The organism is Methylobacterium sp. SD274 (assembly GCF_017355285.1).
Classification (GTDB): domain Bacteria; phylum Pseudomonadota; class Alphaproteobacteria; order Rhizobiales; family Beijerinckiaceae; genus Methylobacterium.
Map to the genome: position 1 here is coordinate 314,077 of NZ_JADIJP010000001.1, position 17,146 is coordinate 331,222.

A 17,146-nucleotide genomic window follows, 5' to 3' on the forward strand; every position below is an offset into this window, starting at 1 on the left:
GCCCCCCGCCAACCCGGCCGTTCTCAGTGGAGCTTGACCCGTGGTTCGGTGCGCCGCGTCAGCGCGCGAGCCATCGCATCGAGCGCCGTCTTCATCGTGCCGTGCAGGGCCTGCTCGTGCATCTTGTAGAGTGAACGGTACATCATCCGCGCGAAGAGGCCTGCGATGAACAGGTTCTTTCCCTGAATGAACCCCATCAGGTTGCCGACCGTGGAATACTCCCCGAGGGAGACCAACGAGCCGAAATCGCGATACTTGAACGGCTTCAGGGTCCCGCCCGCCATCTTGACCGGAATCTGCTTGATCAGGTGGCTCGCCTGCTGGTGCGCTGCCTGGGCGCGGGGGGGGATCGGGGTATCCGAGCCCTTCTCCACCAGATAGGCGCAATCGCCCATGGCGAAGATGTCGGGGTCGCGGGTCGTCTGGAGCGTCGGCGTCACGACGAGCTGATTGTTGCGCGTCGTCTCCAGGCCGCCGATCTCCTGCAGGAAGGGCGGTGCCTTCACGCCAGCCGCCCAGACGACGAGCTCGGAGGGGATAAAGCCGCCATCGGCGAGCTGAACCCCATCGGGGCGGACCTCGGTGACACGCGCTTGGGTGCGGACCTCGACACCGATCTTGTTCAACAGCGTCATGACGTCGGCGGACAGACGCTCGGGGACTGCAGGCAGAATCCGGTTCGCCGCTTCGACGAGGGTGATCTTCAGATCCTTGGCAGGATCGATCCTGTCGAGACCAGTGGAGGCCACGTCACGGGTCGTGCGATGAAGTTCCGCCGCGAGCTCGGTTCCGGTGGCGCCGGCTCCGATCACCACCACGTGGAGCTGCCCGGCCCGCACCGGGCCGACCTGGGTATGGGCGCGCAGCATGCCGTTGATCAGGCGCTGGTGGAACCGCACCGCCTGCTCCTGCGTGTCGAGGGCGATGGCGTTCTCCTTCACCCCCGGCGTGCCGAAATCGTTGGTGGTCGAGCCCACCGCGAGGACCAGCGTATCGTAGGGAATCGAGCGGACGGGCGTGACCTCCCGCCCCTCGGCATCGTGGCTCGCAGCGAGCTGGATCGTGCGCGCGCCACGGTCGAGTCCCGTCATCGAGCCGATACGATAGCGGAAATGATGGCGGTGGGCGTGGTGGAGATAGTCCACCGCATGGTGGCCGACATCGAGGCTGCCAGCGGCGACCTCGTGCAACAGAGGCTTCCAGATATGAGTGCGGGCCTTGTCCACGAGGGTGACGTGAGCCTTGCCTTTCCTGCCCAGCGTGTCGCCGAGCTTGGTGGCCAGCTGAAGCCCCGCCGCGCCTCCGCCGACGACCACGATCCGATGCAGGTTGTCCACGGTTTCGCCCGGTACCATGCGTTCCTCGTCTTCAGCGTTGAGCGGCAGGCCGTACGCCCTTTTTGTCCGCTCGGGTATTATAGGCAAAATCTTTTTGAACGGCAGCCTTCGTCGTGCAGGCCGGCTCTACGCCTTAAGCAGGCGCACCCGGCTGGCGGAGGGGATGCGCTTTCGCGAAAGCCTCCTGCGACAGGCAATCCTCTGCGATCCGCTTCACGGTGGGATAGGGAGCTGTCTCGACGCCGAAGATGCCGGTGCCGACCCAGAGGCTCACGAGGCACAGATCGGCGTGGCTGATCGTGTCCCCTTGCGCGTAGCGACCGGTGCCGGGCTCGTGGGCGAGGCGGGTCTCGAGCGTCTTCAGCCCTGTCTCGAACCAGTGCCGTACGAAACCCATCATGTCGTCTTTCGGGATGTCGTAGGCCGACATCAGGTAGTTGCGCACACGCGGGACGTAGAGCGGATGGGTGTCGCAGGCGACGACCTGCGCAAGGGAACGGGCGCGTGCCCGCGCCCTCGGCTCCTTCGGCAGCAGGGCCGGTTCGGGGTGGATGTCCTCGAGATAGTCGAGGATCGCCAGCGATTGGGTCAGGGGAGGGCCGTCGCCATCGAAGAAGGCCGGTACTGCCGCCTGCGGATTGATGGCGAGGAAATCCGGCTTGTACTGGTCGCCAGCGTCGAGGTCGATGAAGGTCTCCTCGCAGGGAATCCCCTTCAGGTTAAGGGCGATACGGACCCGGAAGGCGGCGGCCGAGCGCCAGTTGCCGTACATCCTCATGCCTATCTCCCTCGCCTTTGTCTGGCGCGGACCACACCCGACAAAGGCGCCGGTTGCAAGGGATGATCTTGTCGTAGTTCATCACGAGCGTGGCACGAGAGGATGGACGACGTGTCGAGCTTCTTCATCCGCAGCGGCATCGCTACGCTCGATGAATGACCCTGTTCGCGTATCCTCGAGTGTCGGGTCACTCGGTTTGCTGCCCGATGGCCGCATTGCGCCAAACGAGAGAGCCAGGCGTGGCGGGATCCGGCCTGGCCCGTTCGAGCCCCTAGAACGACCGGCCGTAATCGTACCCGCCGCATCAGTCCGTTGCTCCCTCGGAAGCTTGCGATACTCCTCCCCCTACCTCTTGGGCGGCATCCTGCATCAGTTTTGCTCTTCTGCCGTGACGTCGGGCACAGCCTTCGGCCGAGTGCCTCGGAACGATCCGGCGTCTTGGCTTCCCCTTGCAGGCGAGGCGGCTTCACCGTGGAAGCACAATTCTGTCTGCGTCGATTGCGGGGTTGGCGGCAGTCGCACATTTGGCAGCGCCGCCCGGTTCGCGCATAGACGGCGGGACACGGTCGACAGCCCCCGATTGCGACGGATGCCAGCGCGATGCAGATCGAAACGCCCTACCTGATGTTCCTCGGCGACGTGCCGGATACGCTCGCCGCCAAGACGGCTTACGGCATCGCCGATTGGCGGCCCGAATGGTGCGTCGGCCAGCTGCGCCTTCCCGGATGTGCCGCCGATCTCGGCATCCCCGATCTCACCCTGAGCGACGCCGTGGCCAAGGGCTGCAAGACCATGGTGATCGGCGTCGCCAATGCGGGTGGTGTGCTGCCCCCGCATTGGGTGTCCGAGGTGGTCACAGCGCTCGATGCCGGTCTCGACATCGCCAGTGGACTGCATGTGCGCCTCGGTTCGATCCCCGAGATCGCCGAAGCGGCCGAGCGGAACGGGCGGCAGCTTCACGATGTCCGCCACACCAGCGAGACCTTCGACACGGGCAAGGGCACGAGGCGGCCCGGCCGGCGCCTGCTCAGCGTCGGCACCGATTGTTCGGTGGGCAAGAAGTACACGGTCCTCGCCCTGGAGCGCGCCATGCGGGAACGCGGGCTCGACGCAGATTTCCGCGCTACGGGGCAGACCGGGGTGTTCATCTCAGGGCGCGGCGTCGCCATCGATGCGGTGGTGGCGGATTTCATCTCCGGTGCCGTGGAGTGGATCGCCCCGGCGGCGGATCCCGACCACTGGGACCTGATCGAGGGGCAGGGGTCGCTCTACCATCCGTCCTTCGCGGGCGTGAGTCTGGGGCTGCTGCACGGCGCCCAGGCCGATGCTTTCGTGGTCTGCCATGAGCCGAGCCGCACCACCATGCGCGGGGTCAAGCACCCGCTTCCCTCGATCCGGCAGGTGATCGACCTGACGATCCAGCTCGGAAGCCTGACCAATCCCGCCATCTGCCCTGTCGGCATCGCCGTGAACACGCAGAAACTGCCGGAGGACGAAGCGCGAACCCTGCTCCAAGACCTCACTCGCGATCACGGGCTGCCCGCCACCGATCCGGTTCGCTTCGGTGTCGACGGCATTATCGACCGGATGCTCGCGGAATTTCCGGCCGGGAGCGCCGCATGAGCCGCCGCCTCACCGTCGCCGTGGAGCGCTTTCCTATCGCTGGCGCTTTCACCATCGCTCGAGGCAGCCGAACGGAAGCCGTGGTGGTCCTTGCGACCATCGTCGATGGGGCAGACGGCCATGTGGGGCGCGGCGAATGCGTCCCGTATCCACGCTACGGAGAATCCCCCGAGAGCGTCTGCGCACTGATCTCTGAACAGGCCGACGCCATCGCCTCGGGTGCCACCCGCACGGACCTGCTCACGCGAATGAGCGCTGGCGCCGCACGCAACGCCCTGGATTGCGCCCTGCTCGATCTCGAGGCCAAGCAGATCGGCCGACCGGCTTGGGAGATTGCCGGGCTCAGCGCACCGCAGGTCGCCACCACCGCCTACACGTTGAGCCTCGGTACGCCCGAAAGCATGGAGGAGGCCGCCCGGGGGGCTGCCCATCGCCCCCTTCTCAAGGTCAAGCTCGGCGGTGAGGGCGACCCCGAGCGCATCGCCGCCGTGCGTCGCGGCGCACCGAATTCACGCCTCATCGTCGATGCGAACGAGGCGTGGCGCGCGAACACGATCGAGGCGAACCTCGCCGCCTGCGTCGCTGCGGGCGTCGGCCTGATCGAGCAGCCGCTCCCGGCAGGGGAGGACGACCTTCTCGCCCAGATCTCGCGGCCGATTCCGATTTGCGCCGATGAAAGCCTGCACGACCGTGCCGGCCTCGATGCTCTCTCCAACCGCTACGATGCCATCAACATCAAGCTCGACAAGGCCGGTGGCCTCACCGAAGCAGTGATGCTGGCGCACGAAGCGAAGGCGCGGGGCCTCTCGCTGATGATCGGCTGCATGGTCGGCACCTCGCTCGCCATGGCCCCGGCGATGCTGCTCGCCCACCATGCCGATTACGTGGATCTCGATGGGCCGCTGCTCCTGGCGCGGGACCGCGACCCGGCTCTGCGCTTCGACGGCAGCCTCATCCATCCTCCGACACCCGATCTGTGGGGATAGGGCCACCGGAATCGTCGCGGGGACGCCAAACCCGGCTGACGCGGATCACGAATGGGTGTTTCAGCAGGATCGCCCGCCTTTCAAATCTGCAGAGTTGATCCTGCAAAATCGTGCCGATCCGCACCATCGAGTTGACGGAACGGTGCCCGGACGGGCATGGCCCGATGCCTGCGACCGGAGTCCGGCTGCAAGCGTGACAGGTCCACCATGTTGAAGACCCGCATCATCCCCTGCCTCGACGTGAAGGACGGGCGCGTCGTTAAAGGCGTCCAGTTCCTCGAACTGCGCGATGCCGGCGATCCCGTCGAGGCGGCCAAGGCCTATGACGCGGCCGGCGCGGACGAACTCTGCTTCCTCGACATCACCGCGAGCCACGAGGCGCGCGGCACCCTACTGGATGTGGTGAGTCGGACCGCCGAGGCCTGTTTCATGCCGCTCACCGTGGGTGGAGGCGTACGCACGGTGGAGGACATCCGCACGCTTCTGCTCGCCGGGGCCGACAAGGTCTCCATCAACACGGCGGCGGTGAAGGATCCGTCCTTCGTCGAGCGTGGTGCTCTCAAATTCGGCAGCCAGTGCATCGTGGTCGCCATCGACGCCAAGCGCACCTCGGCGCCGGGGGAGCCCGATGCCTGGCAGATCTTCACCCATGGCGGGCGCACCCCCACCGGTCTCGACGCCATCGACTTCGCCCGCACCGTGGCGGCTCGCGGCGCCGGTGAGCTTCTGGTCACCTCCATGGACCGCGACGGGATGCGCTCGGGCTACGACATCGCCCTGACCCGGGCGATCTCGGACGCGGTCTCCGTGCCGGTGATCGCCTCCGGCGGCGTCGGCGGCCTCGACGACCTCGTGGCGGGCGTGCGCGACGGGGGCGCCAGCGCGGTTCTCGCCGCATCGATCTTCCATTTCGGCCAGCACAGCGTCGCCGAGGCCAAGGCACATATGGCGGCGGCCGGCTTGCGCATGCGGCTCGATCCGTAATGCGCCCCCTCGACCCCACCCTTGCCCAATTCCGCCCCGTGCCGCAGGCTCCGGCCCGTGGAGCGCGCGGCCCCGCCCGCCAACGTCCCTAGGATCGCATGACCGATTTCACTCTGAGCGACCTGGAGGCCGTGGTGGCCGACCGCGCCGCCGCACCACCGGACCAATCCTACACCGCCAAGCTCCTTGCCGGCGGGCCGGCAAAGCCCGCTAAAAAACTCGGCGAGGAGGCCGTCGAGGCCGCCATCGCTGCGGTCCAGGGGGACCGGGCAGGCTTGGTGAGCGAGGCGGCGGATGTGCTCTACCATCTCCTTGTTGTGCTGCGTGCCGGCGGCATCGGCCTGCCGGAGGTGATGGCGGAACTTCAGCGTCGTACGGCGCAGAGCGGCATCGCCGAAAAGGCGGCCCGGAGGCAGACGTGACCGTCGAGCCCCAACGGCCCGTGGCCTCCGTGATTGGGCGCGAACCGGCTCTCGGCCGCGGCCTCGTGCTGGGCCAGGATCCCGTGACTGGGATCGGCCCGGAGCGACTGTCGCCCTACCGACTGTTTTCCCGGGACGAGTGGGCCCAATTGCGCGCCGAGACGCCGCTCACCCTGACGAGCGACGATGTCAGCCGCCTGCAATCCCTCAACGATCCCATCTCCATCGAGGAGGTGGTGGCGATCTACCTGCCCTTGTCGCGTCTTCTCTCGCTCTACGTCGCGGCCACGCAGGGGCTGTTTAAAGCAACCCAGCGCTTCCTCCTCGCTGAGCACGAGGCCAAGGTCCCCTACATCATCGGCGTCGCCGGATCGGTGGCGGTGGGGAAATCCACCACGGCCCGTGTGCTGAAGGCGTTGCTGGCGCGCTGGCCCAACACGCCCAAGGTCGATCTCATCACCACGGACGGGTTCCTGCACCCGAATGCCGAGCTGAAGCGCATGGGCGCGATGGAGCGCAAGGGGTTTCCCGAGAGCTACGACACCGCGGCGCTTCTGCGCTTCCTCACCGACATCAAGGCCGGCAAGAAACGCGTGGCGGCGCCGCTCTATTCCCACCTCGTCTACGATGTGGTGCCGGGCGAGGAACGCGTGGTGGAATCTCCCGACATCCTCATCGTGGAAGGCCTCAACGTCCTCCAGCCGGCGCGCCTGCCGCGCGATGGGACCGCGATCCCCTTCGTCTCCGACTTCTTCGACTTCTCGATCTATCTCGACGGTCACGAGGACGACCTGCACCGCTGGTACGTCAACCGCTTCCTGCGCCTGCGCCAGACCGCCTTTCGCGATCCGCTCTCGTATTTCCGGAAATACGCCGAGGTGACGGAGGCCGAGGCCCTAGAGATCGCCGACAATCTTTGGACCACGATCAACCTGCCCAACTTGCGCGACAACATCCTGCCGACGCGCCAACGAGCGAGCCTGATCCTGGCCAAGGGCGCGAGCCACCGTATCGAGAGCGTAGCGCTGCGGCGGTTGTGAAACGGCCCGTGAGCGTCGTTATCCTAGCGGATACGCCGCCTCCACCACATACGGTCCTCCGCCTCGCGATTCCCGCGCCGAGAACAGCGTCACCCGTGTTGCGGTGAACCTCAGCGTCGCAAAAAGCCCCGCCTCGGCGATGTACCCTGCCACATCCGCCGCCTGGGTGTCGCGGCGGTTGAGGCGGGCGAGCGTGACGTGCGGCGTGAACTTGCGCCGTTCCGGCTCAGCTCCGGCTGCCCGGGCGATGCGCTCGTGCTCGTCTTGCAGGTCGAGCAGGTCGGGGCCGGCAGTCACGCTTGCGATGATCGCGCGAGGCTTGTCTCCGCCGAACGCGTCGAGGCCGGACAGCGTCACGTCGAGAGGCGGGCGCGGGCGCGCTTCGACCAGACCGGCATGGAACGCCTCGGCCACCTCGTCATCCACGTCGCCGAGGAAGCGCAGGGTGATGTGAAGGTCACCGCGCTCGATCCAGCGCGCGCTGCGAAGGCCGCACTGGTAGCGCGTCAGCGCCTCCGCTGCGTCGTCCGGGATTTCTAAGGCTGTGAACAGGCGGGGCATCGGGTTACTTCGACGCCGTGCCGAGCTTGTCGAGGAAGGTCTCGACGGTGGGCAGGATGCCAGCCACGATCGTCTCGACGCCCTTCACATTGGGATGGAGCCCGTCTTCTAGGTTGAAGCGCCGGTCGCCCACGATGCCATCGAGGAAGAACGGGTAGAGGACGAGTCCGTATCGCGAAGCCAGATCAGGATAAATCGCGTCGAACCGTGCGACGTAATCCGGCCCGAGATTGGTCGAGGCCTTCATGCCTGCGAGCAGGACCGGAATGTTGCGGGCCTTCAAGCGCGATACGATGGTGTCGAGGGCCTTCTTGGTCACGGCGGGGTCGGTGCCGCGCAGCATGTCGTTGGCACCGAGTTCGAGGATCACCCCATCGGTCCCGTCCGGAACGGACCAGTCGAGCCGGTCGAGGCCCCCGGTGCTGGTATCGCCGGATACGCCGGCATTGGCGATGGAGACCTCGCGTCCCCTTGCCTTCAACTCTCGTTCCAGCACTGAGGGGAAGGCCGCTGCCGAGGGCAGGCGATAACCAGCCGTGAGGCTGTCGCCGAAGGCCACGATGTTGAGCGGTCGGGAGGCGGCGTGGCCGATTCCTATTCCAGCGCCGAGTGCGGCAAAGAGCGTCATCGCGAGGGCCGTCCGGCGCGAGTGCTGGCGCGGCGCTCTCCGACCGACCATATCGACGCCGATGCGTGACGTATGACACAGACCCATTCGCGCACAGCCCTGACCTATGGTGTTCATGACGATGATCTCACACAGATCGGTCCTGCCTTGATACCCGGCAAGGTCCAGAGCCCGGCGATCGCCCTTTCGAAGATCGATCTCAGTCTTGGACGGGGGGCGGCTCGGGTGCATGTCCTGCGCGGCATCTCCCTCGAAGTAGCGCGCGGCGAGGCTGTAGGGCTGGTCGGCCCCTCGGGCTCCGGCAAGTCGACGCTTCTCATGGTGATGGCCGGCCTGGAGCGCGCGGAATCGGGAAGCATCCATGTGGAGGGCACCGATCTCGGGACGCTCGACGAGGATGCCCTGGCGCGGTTTCGCGGGCGGCGCATCGGAATCGTGTTCCAGGCCTTCCATCTGGTGCCGACAATGACCGCCTTGGAGAACGTCGCCCTTCCCCTCGAACTCGCCGACAAGGCCGACGCACATGAGCGAGCGAAGGCCGAGCTCGAAGCGGTCGGCCTCGGACACCGTCTCCATCATTATCCGGCCCAGCTCTCCGGGGGAGAGCAACAGCGTGTCGCCATCGCTCGTGCCATCGCTCCGGACCCGGCAATTCTCGTTGCCGACGAGCCGACCGGCAATCTCGACGAAGCCACGGGCCGCCAGATCGTGGATCTGCTCTTCGCACTCAAGCGCGACCGGGGCGCGACCCTCGTCCTTGTGACCCATGATCCCGGCCTCGCCCGGCTCTGCGACCGCACCGTGCGCCTGCGCTCCGGGCGGGTGGATGAGGCGGTGGCGGCGTGATCCCGTTGAACTCCCGCGTTCGGCGGAAGGTCTGACCCCATGCACGGCACCCTGCCTCGGCCCGCTCCGAAACCGAGCCGCGTTCCACTGACGCTCCGCCTCGCATTCCGTGAATTGCGTGGCGGCCTTTCCGGTTTCGCGGTGTTCCTCGCCTGCATCGCGCTGGGCGTTGCGGCCATTGCCGGTGTCGCCTCGATCTCGCGCTCGCTCACGGATGGTCTCGGTCGCGAGGGCAAGCGCATCCTCGGCGGCGACCTGACCTACAGCCTCATAAACCGTGAGGCGACATCGGACGAGCGTGCCGTCCTCGACGCACAGGGCAAGGTTTCGGTGGTGACGACCCTGCGCGCCATGGCTCTGGCTGGCGATAACGGCGCGGCCCTCGTGGAAATGAAGGCCGTTGACGGCGCCTATCCCGCCGCCGGGGACCTCGTGACCGACCCCGACACGCCGCTCTCTGGTCTGCTGGCCGAGAAGGATGGGGTATTCGGCGCGGTCGCCGACCCGCTCCTTCTTACGCGCCTCGACCTGAAGGTCGGCGATAGGATCGAGATCGCCGGTATGCCGATTGCCATACGTGCCACTCTGGTCTCCGAGCCGGACAAGATCGCCAACGGCATCGGCTTCGGCCCGCGCCTCTTGGTTTCCGCCGCGACCCTACAAGCGACGGGTCTGATCCGACCGGGCAGCCTCAACCGCTGGAGCTATCGCATCCAGGCGCCCGAAGCCGACGATGCGGAGCTGGAGCGACGGATCGCAGCCATCGCCAAGGCGGCACCGGATGCGGGCTGGGAGATGCGCTCGCGCTCGAACGCCGATCCGCGCTTTGCCAAGAGCGTCGAGCGCTTCACCCAGTTCCTCACTTTGGTCGGTCTCACCGCATTGATCGTCGGCGGTGTCGGCGTTGCCAATGCGGTGAACGCCTTCGTCGCGAGGAAACGCGGCTCCATCGCTACCCTGAAGAGCGTCGGCGCGCCGGGCGGACAAGTGGTCGCCATCTACCTGACGCAGGTGATGCTGGTCGCTGGCCTCGGTACCGCATTCGGCCTCGTGATCGGGGCGGGATTACCGTTCCTCCTCGACATGCTGTTCCACAATGCGCTTCCGCTGCCTCTGAACCCGACCCTTGCACCAGGGGAATTGCTGCTCGCCGCTGCCTACGGCCTTCTGACGGCGCTCGCCTTCGCCATCATTCCTCTCGGCCACGCCCATGATGTGCCGGTCTCCGGCCTGTTCCGAGACGTCATCGATCCCGACCCCCGCAAGACGCGGCTCCGCTATCGCCTGATCCTCGTCGCTGCGCTCGCGACCCTGGTAACGCTAGCGCTCGCCACGGCGTTCGACCGCAGGGTGGCCTTGATGTTCATCGTGGCGGCCGGACTTGCCTTCGGACTCCTGCGCCTCGTCGCTCTCGGCCTCATGGCTTTGGCGCGGCGTCTGCCTCGCCCGCGCTCGGCCGCGCCCCGCATGGCGCTCGCCAACCTGCACCGCCCCGGTGCCCTCACCCCCGCCATCGTCCTGTCCCTGGGCCTCGGCGTGACATTGCTGGTGACGCTGAGCCTGATCGACGCCAATGTTCGCCGGACGCTGACAAGTTCCTTGCCGGCCCGTGCACCGAACCTGTTCTTCCTCGATATCCCGGCGGCGGAAGCGGACGGGTTCCACGCGGCACTCGGCCAACTCGCGCCGGGCGCCAAGATCGAGCGCGTGCCGATGATGCGTGGGCGCATCGTCGCCATCAACGGGGTTCCGGCAGCCGCGATCAAACCGCCGGAGGATGCAGCCTGGGTGCTCGATGGCGACCGCGGCATCACCTATGCCGAGGATCTTCCCGAGGGATCGAACCTCGTTGCGGGCTCCTGGTGGAACGCCGAGGAGGGGGTGAAACCCCTGGTCTCGTTCGACTCGGAATTGGCGCGCAGTCTCAGTCTCTCCGTGGGCGGCACCGTCACGGTGAACGTGCTCGGGCGGAATCTGACGGCTACGGTCGCCAATCTCCGCAAGGTCGAATGGCGCAACCTCGGCATCAACTTCGTCATGGTGTTCTCTCCCGGTACCTTCCGGGGCGCGCCGCACTCGGACCTTGCCACCCTGACGCTGGGCGGTGGGCCGGATGCCAAGGCCGAGGCCGTGATCCTACGCGATATCGCACGCGCCTTCCCGTCTGTGACCAGCGTACGGGTGAAAGACGCTCTCGATACGGTCAACGATATCGTCGGCAAGCTGGTGCTGGCGATCCGTGGCGCCAGTGGCGTCGCCGTGGTGGCGAGCCTGTTCGTTCTCGCGGGTGCCATCGCGGCGGGGCACGGAGCCCGGTTGTACGACGCCGTCGTGCTGAAGGTACTGGGCGCCACCCGGGGTCGCCTGCTCCTGGCCTACACGCTGGAATACGGCGCATTGGGGCTAGCCACCGCCGTGTTCGGGCTCCTTGCCGGAACGCTGGCCGGTTGGGCCATCGTCACCCGCGTGATGAAGCTCGACTTCGCCCTCGACCTCTCGGGCGCCCTCGTCGCATCCGCCCTCGCGGTGGCGTTCGCGATCCTCCTCGGCCTTGCCGGGACTTGGCGCATCCTCGGTCAGAAGCCGGCACCTTACCTGCGCCGATTCTGATCCGGGCGAGGGTGGGCCTATCGTCGCGAGTTCGGTGGGAAAGAGCCGGCGAAAGTCATGCTTTATGAAATGTCACTATAGCTCTACCGTGCCGGGTGAATGATGAACCCGATTTAATCCGCGTGGCTGCAAATAAAGATCGCGCTCAGAAGCTATGATTCTGGGCGCACAAAGCTCGGCCGCCCCCTTGTGCGGAGCGGCATGACGGAACATATTTCGGCTCAAGGCGCGGTCACGTGCCAGAGGTCCTGTGCGTGAGCCTCGGTTCCAAATCACACGCTGAGAGAGCTTCCAAGGGAAACTCCCATGGCATTCGATAATAGCCCCTTCCGCTACGGCGCCCAGCCGCAGGGTTATGCCGGCTCGCAGGTCGAGGTCGACCAGGGCCTGCGCACCTTCATGCTCGGCGTCTACAACAACATGGTCATCGGCCTCGGGATCTCGGGCCTCGTGGCCCTTGGCCTGAACATGGCTGCGACCGCCCAGACCGCGACGGGCAAGCTCGCCCTGACCCCGTTCGGCCAGATGCTCTACACCAGCCCGCTGAAGTGGGTCCTCATGCTGGCGCCCCTCGCGTTCATCTTCATCTTCACGATGCGGATGGATAAGATGTCGGCCTCGTCCGCTCGACTGACCTTCTTCGCCTTCGCGGCGGTGATGGGCGCGTCGATGTCGACCCTGCTGCTCGTCTTCACGGGCGCCAGTGTCGTCCGGGTCTTCTTCATCACGGCGGCCACGTTCGGCGGTCTCAGCCTCTACGGCTACACCACCAAGCGCAGCCTTTCGGGGATGGGCTCGTTCCTGATCATGGGCGTGATCGGCCTCTTTATCGCCTCGATCGTGAACATCTTCCTTGCTTCCAGCGCGCTTCAGTTCGCCATCTCGGTTCTCGGCGTCCTGATCTTCGCGGGCCTTACCGCCTACGACACGCAGAAGCTCAAGGAGATGTTCCTCTACAGCGGTGCCGACGCCGAAGGCGCGGCCAAGCTGTCGGTGAACGGCGCTCTCACCCTCTACCTGGACTTCATCAACATGTTCCAGTTCCTCCTCCAGCTCCTCGGCGACCGTCGCTAAACGAGCTTTATGGGACACGGAGCGAGAAGGCCTCGGCGGAAACGCCGGGGCCTTTTGCGTAGGCTTCAGCAAGGCTAGGATGTTGCTGTGGGAAAGCCTGTAGTGCCGAAGATCGTGAGAGGTTCGGGGAGTGACACCCCACCTTCGAGCGATATGCCGACTTACGCCATTGTCGGCGCGAGCGTTGCCGCCGCGATAGGCACAGGCGCATGGGCCGGCTTCGGTGTCGGCATCGTCGTGGGCATCATCAGTTTGGTTGTACTCGGCGGTCTGTATTCCGTGATCGCGTACCGGTTGGGTTGGCCCCCCATCCGATGGGAGACGATCCCGTTCTTCCTTCCGTGACGTCAGGGGTCACACTACCCGTAGGGGCTTCTCCAGCACCGCTAGGACGCGGGCGAGGTCATGGCCGCGCTTGAGTACAATGCCGGCGGCGGAAATCACCGAGTAAGCGCCCTGTCGACGGGCGAGCTTAGGATCCTTCTCAACCCTGAACAAAGCCGTCTCGGACGAGCGGCGATAGATCGAGAACACTGCCTTGTCGCGGCGGAAGTCGAGGGCATAGTCGCGCCATTCTCCGGCGGACACCATGCGGCCGTAGAGGTTGAACAGGGTCCTGAGTTCGGAGCGGTCGAAGGCGACCTGTGGTACAACCGGGGCCGTCGGGAAAGGCACGACGCGGTTGGAGGAATCCTGTGATCGCGGCTCGGCTCCGGTCCTCTCGTCCATCCTCGCTCCTCGGTTTCGGCGACCCAACGGACGCCATGAGGAGCGGATGATGGGCCTCCCGATCCGAGGCTGCAAGCCCAGCCAACCGTCGAGTGCGCAGCGGCACCGGCTACGGACGGGCAACACAACATCACGATTTCGCCGCGTTATTGCCCATCGTCGGCCTTGATAGAAGGTGATACCTGTGGCCGAACCTCGTCGGTTCCGTGCTCGGTCGGGTGACCGATATCCATGCTCCCCAGCTTTCGGGAGCTCGCCGATGCCACGGAAGCGGCACTCCAGAGGTTTCGAGACCCAAGGACTTCAGGCCGCCTCTCCGGAGTGCGGCCTTTTTTTCTGCCATGCGGGCGTGCTCTGGTTTAAAAACCTCTCTGGCTGCGGCAGGCGCACAATCACTTCTCTCCCTGTGCATCTCGGCATTGGTCGCTAACAGGGTCCAGCGGTCATAAGCCCGCAATGAGGAGGTGTCCGTTCGTGACGAGTTTCGACCCCGGCTTTCGCGAGACGCTTGGCGACCTGATTGCCTGGCGTCGAGACGTGCGCCGCTTTCGGGCCGATCCGGTCGACGACGCCGTCTTGCGCCAATGCCTCGACCTTGCTTGTCTGAGTCCATCGGTCGGCAACAGCCAGCCGTGGCGCTTCGTCCGCGTCACCGATCCTGACAGGCGGGCGGCGGTGGTTGATAATTTCGAGCGCTGCAACGGCAGTGCGGCGGAAACCTACGATTCAGAGCGTCGGGAAGCCTATAACCGGCTGAAGCTTGCGGGTTTGCGCGAGGCGCCGATCCATCTTGTGGTCTTCTGCGACGAAGCGACGGAATGCGGCTACGGGCTCGGCCGCGCCACCATGCCGGAAATGTTGCGCTACTCGGTGGTGACCGCCGTGCATACATTCTGGCTGGCAGCGCGCGCCCATGGGATCGGTGTGGGCTGGGTCTCGATCATCGAGCCGGACGGGGTTACCCGCCTTCTCGATGTTCCTCCGACGTGGCGCCTCGTCGCTTATCTCTGCGTTGGCTATCCCGTGGAGGAGCACGAGGATCCCGAACTCGTCCGGCATGGCTGGCAGGAGCGGGACAGGGCGGCGACCGGGCTGCTGGAGCGGTGAAGCTACCGGTCTTAACGAAAGCCTACCCGGATCATTCGCTTTTATCCGGAACAACCTAGGCCACGCTTAACTGCCCGGCGCGATATGCGTGCGTATCCCCCGGATAGGGCGCTCCGGTAACCGGAACCGCAACTTCGAGAGCTGCTTATCGTGAAGCTCACGGTCACGGTTTCGAGGACGACACCAAATGTTCGCGCGTAAGGGGTTCACTGTTTATCTGGCCGGAACAATCCTCAGTGTCGGGTTTGCGGCGACACCCGCCGCATCCCGTGAGCTCGTTGCCTTTGATCAAGCGGTCATGCCCGGCACGGTCGTGGTCAGAACCTCAGAGCGAAGGCTCTACCTCGTCAACGGTGACGGCACGGCGATCCGCTATCCGGTGGCGGTGGGCAAGCCCGGCAAGCAATGGACCGGCGCCACCAAGATCGACGGCAAGTATGTGGAGCCGGCCTGGTCGCCGCCGCGGGAGGTGAAGCGCGACAATCCGCGACTGCCCGACGTCATCGCCGGCGGCTCGCCGCATAACCCAATGGGCGCGGCGGCAATGACGCTTGCCGGCGGTGAATACGCCATTCACGGCACCAACCGCCCGAACTCGGTGGGCACATACGCATCTTACGGCTGCATCCGCATGTACAACCAGGATGTGGTCGATCTCTACGGGCGCGTCTCCGTTGGAACGCAGGTCTACGTCACGCGCTGAGACCTCGCTTAGAAATCGACGGCGATGCCTTTCACTTCCCAATCGTCGTAACGAACAGGCTCGAGGCCGCCACGGCCCTGGCGCTCTCGCGCGGCGGATATCTCCGCCGCCTTCGCATCGATGGCCGCGCGCCGGTCGGCAGCCTCGGCCAAAGCACGCTCGGCGGCGGGTGTCAGCCCCGCGCGGGGCGGGATCTCGGCGTTTTCGTCGTTGTCGGGCGTTGTCATGGCTTGCATCTCAGTGGGCCGGATGGGAGGGCATCCGTTGGAACTGGCTTCGGGTAACCGAGCCTCGGACACGGAAAGTGGCATTCATGGCGACACGCCGCAACGCGGACGGGCCGACGACGACGATCGACCGCACCGTTCCGGGCCTCGCCGCCCGGCAGGTGGCGCATGCCGCCGTGGCCGATCTCCTCGTTCAGGGACGGGCTTTCGCGCTCGAAGACGCCCTCGCTCAGGCGGGTCGTGACGCAGGCCTCGATGCGGCCGATGCGTCCCTCGCCCGCGCCATTGCCACCGCCACCTTCCGCCGCCTCGGCTTCCTGCGGCGAATGCTTTCGGCTCGGATGAACCAGGGCCTGCCGCCGGATCAGCCACGACTGGTGGCTCTCCTCGTGACCGGCGCCGTTCAGATCCTCGATCTCAACGTGCCGGACCATGCCGCCGTCGATCTTTCGGTGCGCCTCGCCAAGGGTGACCCCTACCTTCAGCACACGCCGGGCCTCGTGAACGCCATCCTGCGTCGGGTGATCCGCGAGCGGGACGCCATCGCGGCAGAGGCGTCCGATCCCCTGGCGCAAAATACGCCGGACTGGCTCGCCGCTCGCTGGAGCGCCGCCTACGGACCCGACACTGCCCGAGCCATCGCCTCGGCTCATCTCTCCGGCGCCGCGATCGACATCACGCCGCGTGGACCGGCCGCGGAATGGGCCGATCGCCTCGGCGGCGTCGCTCTTCCCACTGGCAGCATCCGCTTGCACGAGGTCCGTTCTGCGGTTTCGGAACTCCCCGGATATGCTGAGGGCGCGTGGTGGGTGCAGGACGCCGCCGCCGCCATCCCGGCGCGCCTGCTCGCAGTCGGACCGGGGCAGCGCGTGGCCGATCTCTGCGCGGCACCGGGCGGCAAGACCGCTCAGCTCGCCGCCATGGGGGCGGAAGTGGTCGCCGTGGATCGTTCGGCCCAGCGCCTCGAGCGTCTGACGGAGAATCTCACGCGCCTCGGCCTCAAGGCCGAAATCCGCATCGGCGACGCTACTCAGTTGCCCGAGAGCGATGCCGATACGTTCGACGCCGTGCTTCTCGATGCGCCATGCTCGGCGACCGGCACGATCCGGCGGCATCCGGACGTCGCCTGGACCAAGGCCGGTGGCGATATCGGACGCCTTGCCGGTCTGCAGCGCCGCCTGCTCGACCGTGCCGCCACCCTTGTGAAGCCGGGTGGGCGTCTCGTCTATTGCACCTGCTCGCTGGAACCCGAGGAAGGTGAGGGACAGGTCGCGGCCTTCCTCGCACGCAATCCGGCTTTCGAGCGGCTTCCGATTCGCGTCGAGGAGATTGGCGGCCTCGAAGAACTCATCAATGGCGACGGCGATCTTCGGACGCTGCCCTCGCACCTCTCCGGCGAAACGACCACCGGCGAGGAAGGGCCGCTTGCGGCGCGCGGCGGGATCGACGGGTTCTTCGCGAGCCGTCTGGTTCGGAAGGCGTAGGACGCAC

18 protein-coding genes are annotated in these 17,146 nt (G+C 66.1%); 12 read left to right on the plus strand and 6 right to left on the minus strand.

All coding sequences use genetic code 11. The annotated features are described in order from the left end of the window. Positions 1 to 23: 23 nt before the first annotated feature. Positions 24 to 1,355: an NAD(P)/FAD-dependent oxidoreductase gene (locus IPV08_RS01475; protein WP_207410297.1), complete on the minus strand. Its 1,332-nt coding sequence runs from the start codon at positions 1,353 to 1,355 to the stop codon at positions 24 to 26. 115 nt (positions 1,356 to 1,470) lie between these two features. Further along, positions 1,471 to 2,115 (minus strand): maleylacetoacetate isomerase, encoded by a 645-nt coding sequence (gene maiA / locus IPV08_RS01480; RefSeq protein ID WP_207410299.1) that lies wholly within the window; start codon positions 2,113 to 2,115, stop codon positions 1,471 to 1,473. A 600-nt stretch (positions 2,116 to 2,715) separates the two neighbouring features. Here maiA and dgcN point away from each other — a divergent pair. From dgcN to coaA, 5 genes are all read left to right on the plus strand, one after another. Beyond that, positions 2,716 to 3,738 carry an N-acetyltransferase DgcN gene (gene dgcN, locus IPV08_RS01485; RefSeq protein ID WP_207410301.1) on the plus strand — a complete coding sequence of 341 codons (1,023 nt, stop codon included), beginning with the start codon at positions 2,716 to 2,718 and terminating at the stop codon, positions 3,736 to 3,738. After that, complete coding sequence (gene dgcA, locus IPV08_RS01490; protein ID WP_207410303.1) at positions 3,735 to 4,724, plus strand: N-acetyl-D-Glu racemase DgcA; 990 nt, start codon at positions 3,735 to 3,737, stop codon at positions 4,722 to 4,724. The genes dgcN and dgcA overlap by 4 nt, the downstream gene beginning before the upstream one ends. A gap of 207 nt (positions 4,725 to 4,931) precedes the next feature. Beyond that, positions 4,932 to 5,708 carry an imidazole glycerol phosphate synthase subunit HisF gene (gene hisF / locus IPV08_RS01495; protein ID WP_056432135.1) on the plus strand — a complete coding sequence of 259 codons (777 nt, stop codon included), beginning with the start codon at positions 4,932 to 4,934 and terminating at the stop codon, positions 5,706 to 5,708. A gap of 98 nt (positions 5,709 to 5,806) precedes the next feature. Then, positions 5,807 to 6,130 (plus strand): phosphoribosyl-ATP diphosphatase, encoded by a 324-nt coding sequence (locus tag IPV08_RS01500; protein ID WP_056432137.1) that lies wholly within the window; start codon positions 5,807 to 5,809, stop codon positions 6,128 to 6,130. Positions 6,131 to 6,195: 65 nt separating this feature from the next. Continuing rightward, positions 6,196 to 7,170, plus strand: coding sequence for a type I pantothenate kinase (coaA, locus tag IPV08_RS01505; RefSeq protein WP_056432456.1), 975 nt, complete (start codon positions 6,196 to 6,198; stop codon positions 7,168 to 7,170). Positions 7,171 to 7,188: 18 nt separating this feature from the next. Here coaA and thpR read toward each other — a convergent pair whose 3' ends face one another. Together thpR and IPV08_RS01515 are read right to left on the minus strand one after the other, a co-directional pair. After that, positions 7,189 to 7,731 carry an RNA 2',3'-cyclic phosphodiesterase gene (gene thpR, locus IPV08_RS01510; RefSeq protein WP_207410304.1) on the minus strand — a complete coding sequence of 181 codons (543 nt, stop codon included), beginning with the start codon at positions 7,729 to 7,731 and terminating at the stop codon, positions 7,189 to 7,191. Between the two features lie 4 nt (positions 7,732 to 7,735). Further along, on the minus strand, positions 7,736 to 8,359 hold the full coding sequence (locus IPV08_RS01515) for an arylesterase (RefSeq protein WP_246747711.1): 624 nt from the start codon (positions 8,357 to 8,359) through the stop codon (positions 7,736 to 7,738). A gap of 72 nt (positions 8,360 to 8,431) precedes the next feature. Here IPV08_RS01515 and IPV08_RS01520 point away from each other — a divergent pair, with 72 nt between their 5' ends. From IPV08_RS01520 to IPV08_RS01535, 4 genes are all read left to right on the plus strand, one after another. Next, positions 8,432 to 9,205: an ABC transporter ATP-binding protein gene (locus IPV08_RS01520; protein WP_244477881.1), complete on the plus strand. Its 774-nt coding sequence runs from the start codon at positions 8,432 to 8,434 to the stop codon at positions 9,203 to 9,205. Positions 9,206 to 9,244: 39 nt separating this feature from the next. Then, the gene (locus IPV08_RS01525) at positions 9,245 to 11,815 is read left to right on the plus strand and encodes an FtsX-like permease family protein (protein ID WP_207410306.1); all 2,571 of its coding nucleotides are present in this window, start codon (positions 9,245 to 9,247) and stop codon (positions 11,813 to 11,815) included. A 306-nt stretch (positions 11,816 to 12,121) separates the two neighbouring features. Further along, on the plus strand, positions 12,122 to 12,889 hold the full coding sequence (locus IPV08_RS01530) for a Bax inhibitor-1/YccA family protein (protein WP_056432147.1): 768 nt from the start codon (positions 12,122 to 12,124) through the stop codon (positions 12,887 to 12,889). A gap of 153 nt (positions 12,890 to 13,042) precedes the next feature. After that, positions 13,043 to 13,234: a hypothetical protein gene (locus IPV08_RS01535; RefSeq protein ID WP_207410307.1), complete on the plus strand. Its 192-nt coding sequence runs from the start codon at positions 13,043 to 13,045 to the stop codon at positions 13,232 to 13,234. A gap of 9 nt (positions 13,235 to 13,243) precedes the next feature. Here IPV08_RS01535 and IPV08_RS01540 read toward each other — a convergent pair whose 3' ends face one another. Then, positions 13,244 to 13,618 carry a DUF2794 domain-containing protein gene (locus tag IPV08_RS01540; protein WP_207410308.1) on the minus strand — a complete coding sequence of 125 codons (375 nt, stop codon included), beginning with the start codon at positions 13,616 to 13,618 and terminating at the stop codon, positions 13,244 to 13,246. A 456-nt stretch (positions 13,619 to 14,074) separates the two neighbouring features. Between IPV08_RS01540 and bluB the strand changes: the two genes are divergently transcribed. Together bluB and IPV08_RS01550 are read left to right on the plus strand one after the other, a co-directional pair. Continuing rightward, the gene (gene bluB / locus IPV08_RS01545; RefSeq protein WP_207410318.1) at positions 14,075 to 14,725 is read left to right on the plus strand and encodes a 5,6-dimethylbenzimidazole synthase; all 651 of its coding nucleotides are present in this window, start codon (positions 14,075 to 14,077) and stop codon (positions 14,723 to 14,725) included. A gap of 187 nt (positions 14,726 to 14,912) precedes the next feature. After that, positions 14,913 to 15,428, plus strand: a complete 516-nt coding sequence (locus IPV08_RS01550; RefSeq protein ID WP_207410320.1) for a L,D-transpeptidase — start codon at positions 14,913 to 14,915, stop codon at positions 15,426 to 15,428. Positions 15,429 to 15,436: 8 nt separating this feature from the next. On the opposite strand, the gene IPV08_RS01555 is transcribed toward IPV08_RS01550, so the two are convergent. Next, entirely contained in the window at positions 15,437 to 15,655 is a 219-nt protein-coding gene (locus tag IPV08_RS01555; RefSeq protein ID WP_207410321.1) for a DUF1674 domain-containing protein, read from the minus strand. A gap of 86 nt (positions 15,656 to 15,741) precedes the next feature. Between IPV08_RS01555 and IPV08_RS01560 the strand changes: the two genes are divergently transcribed. Beyond that, positions 15,742 to 17,139 carry an RsmB/NOP family class I SAM-dependent RNA methyltransferase gene (locus IPV08_RS01560; protein ID WP_207410323.1) on the plus strand — a complete coding sequence of 466 codons (1,398 nt, stop codon included), beginning with the start codon at positions 15,742 to 15,744 and terminating at the stop codon, positions 17,137 to 17,139. Positions 17,140 to 17,146 lie beyond the last annotated feature (7 nt).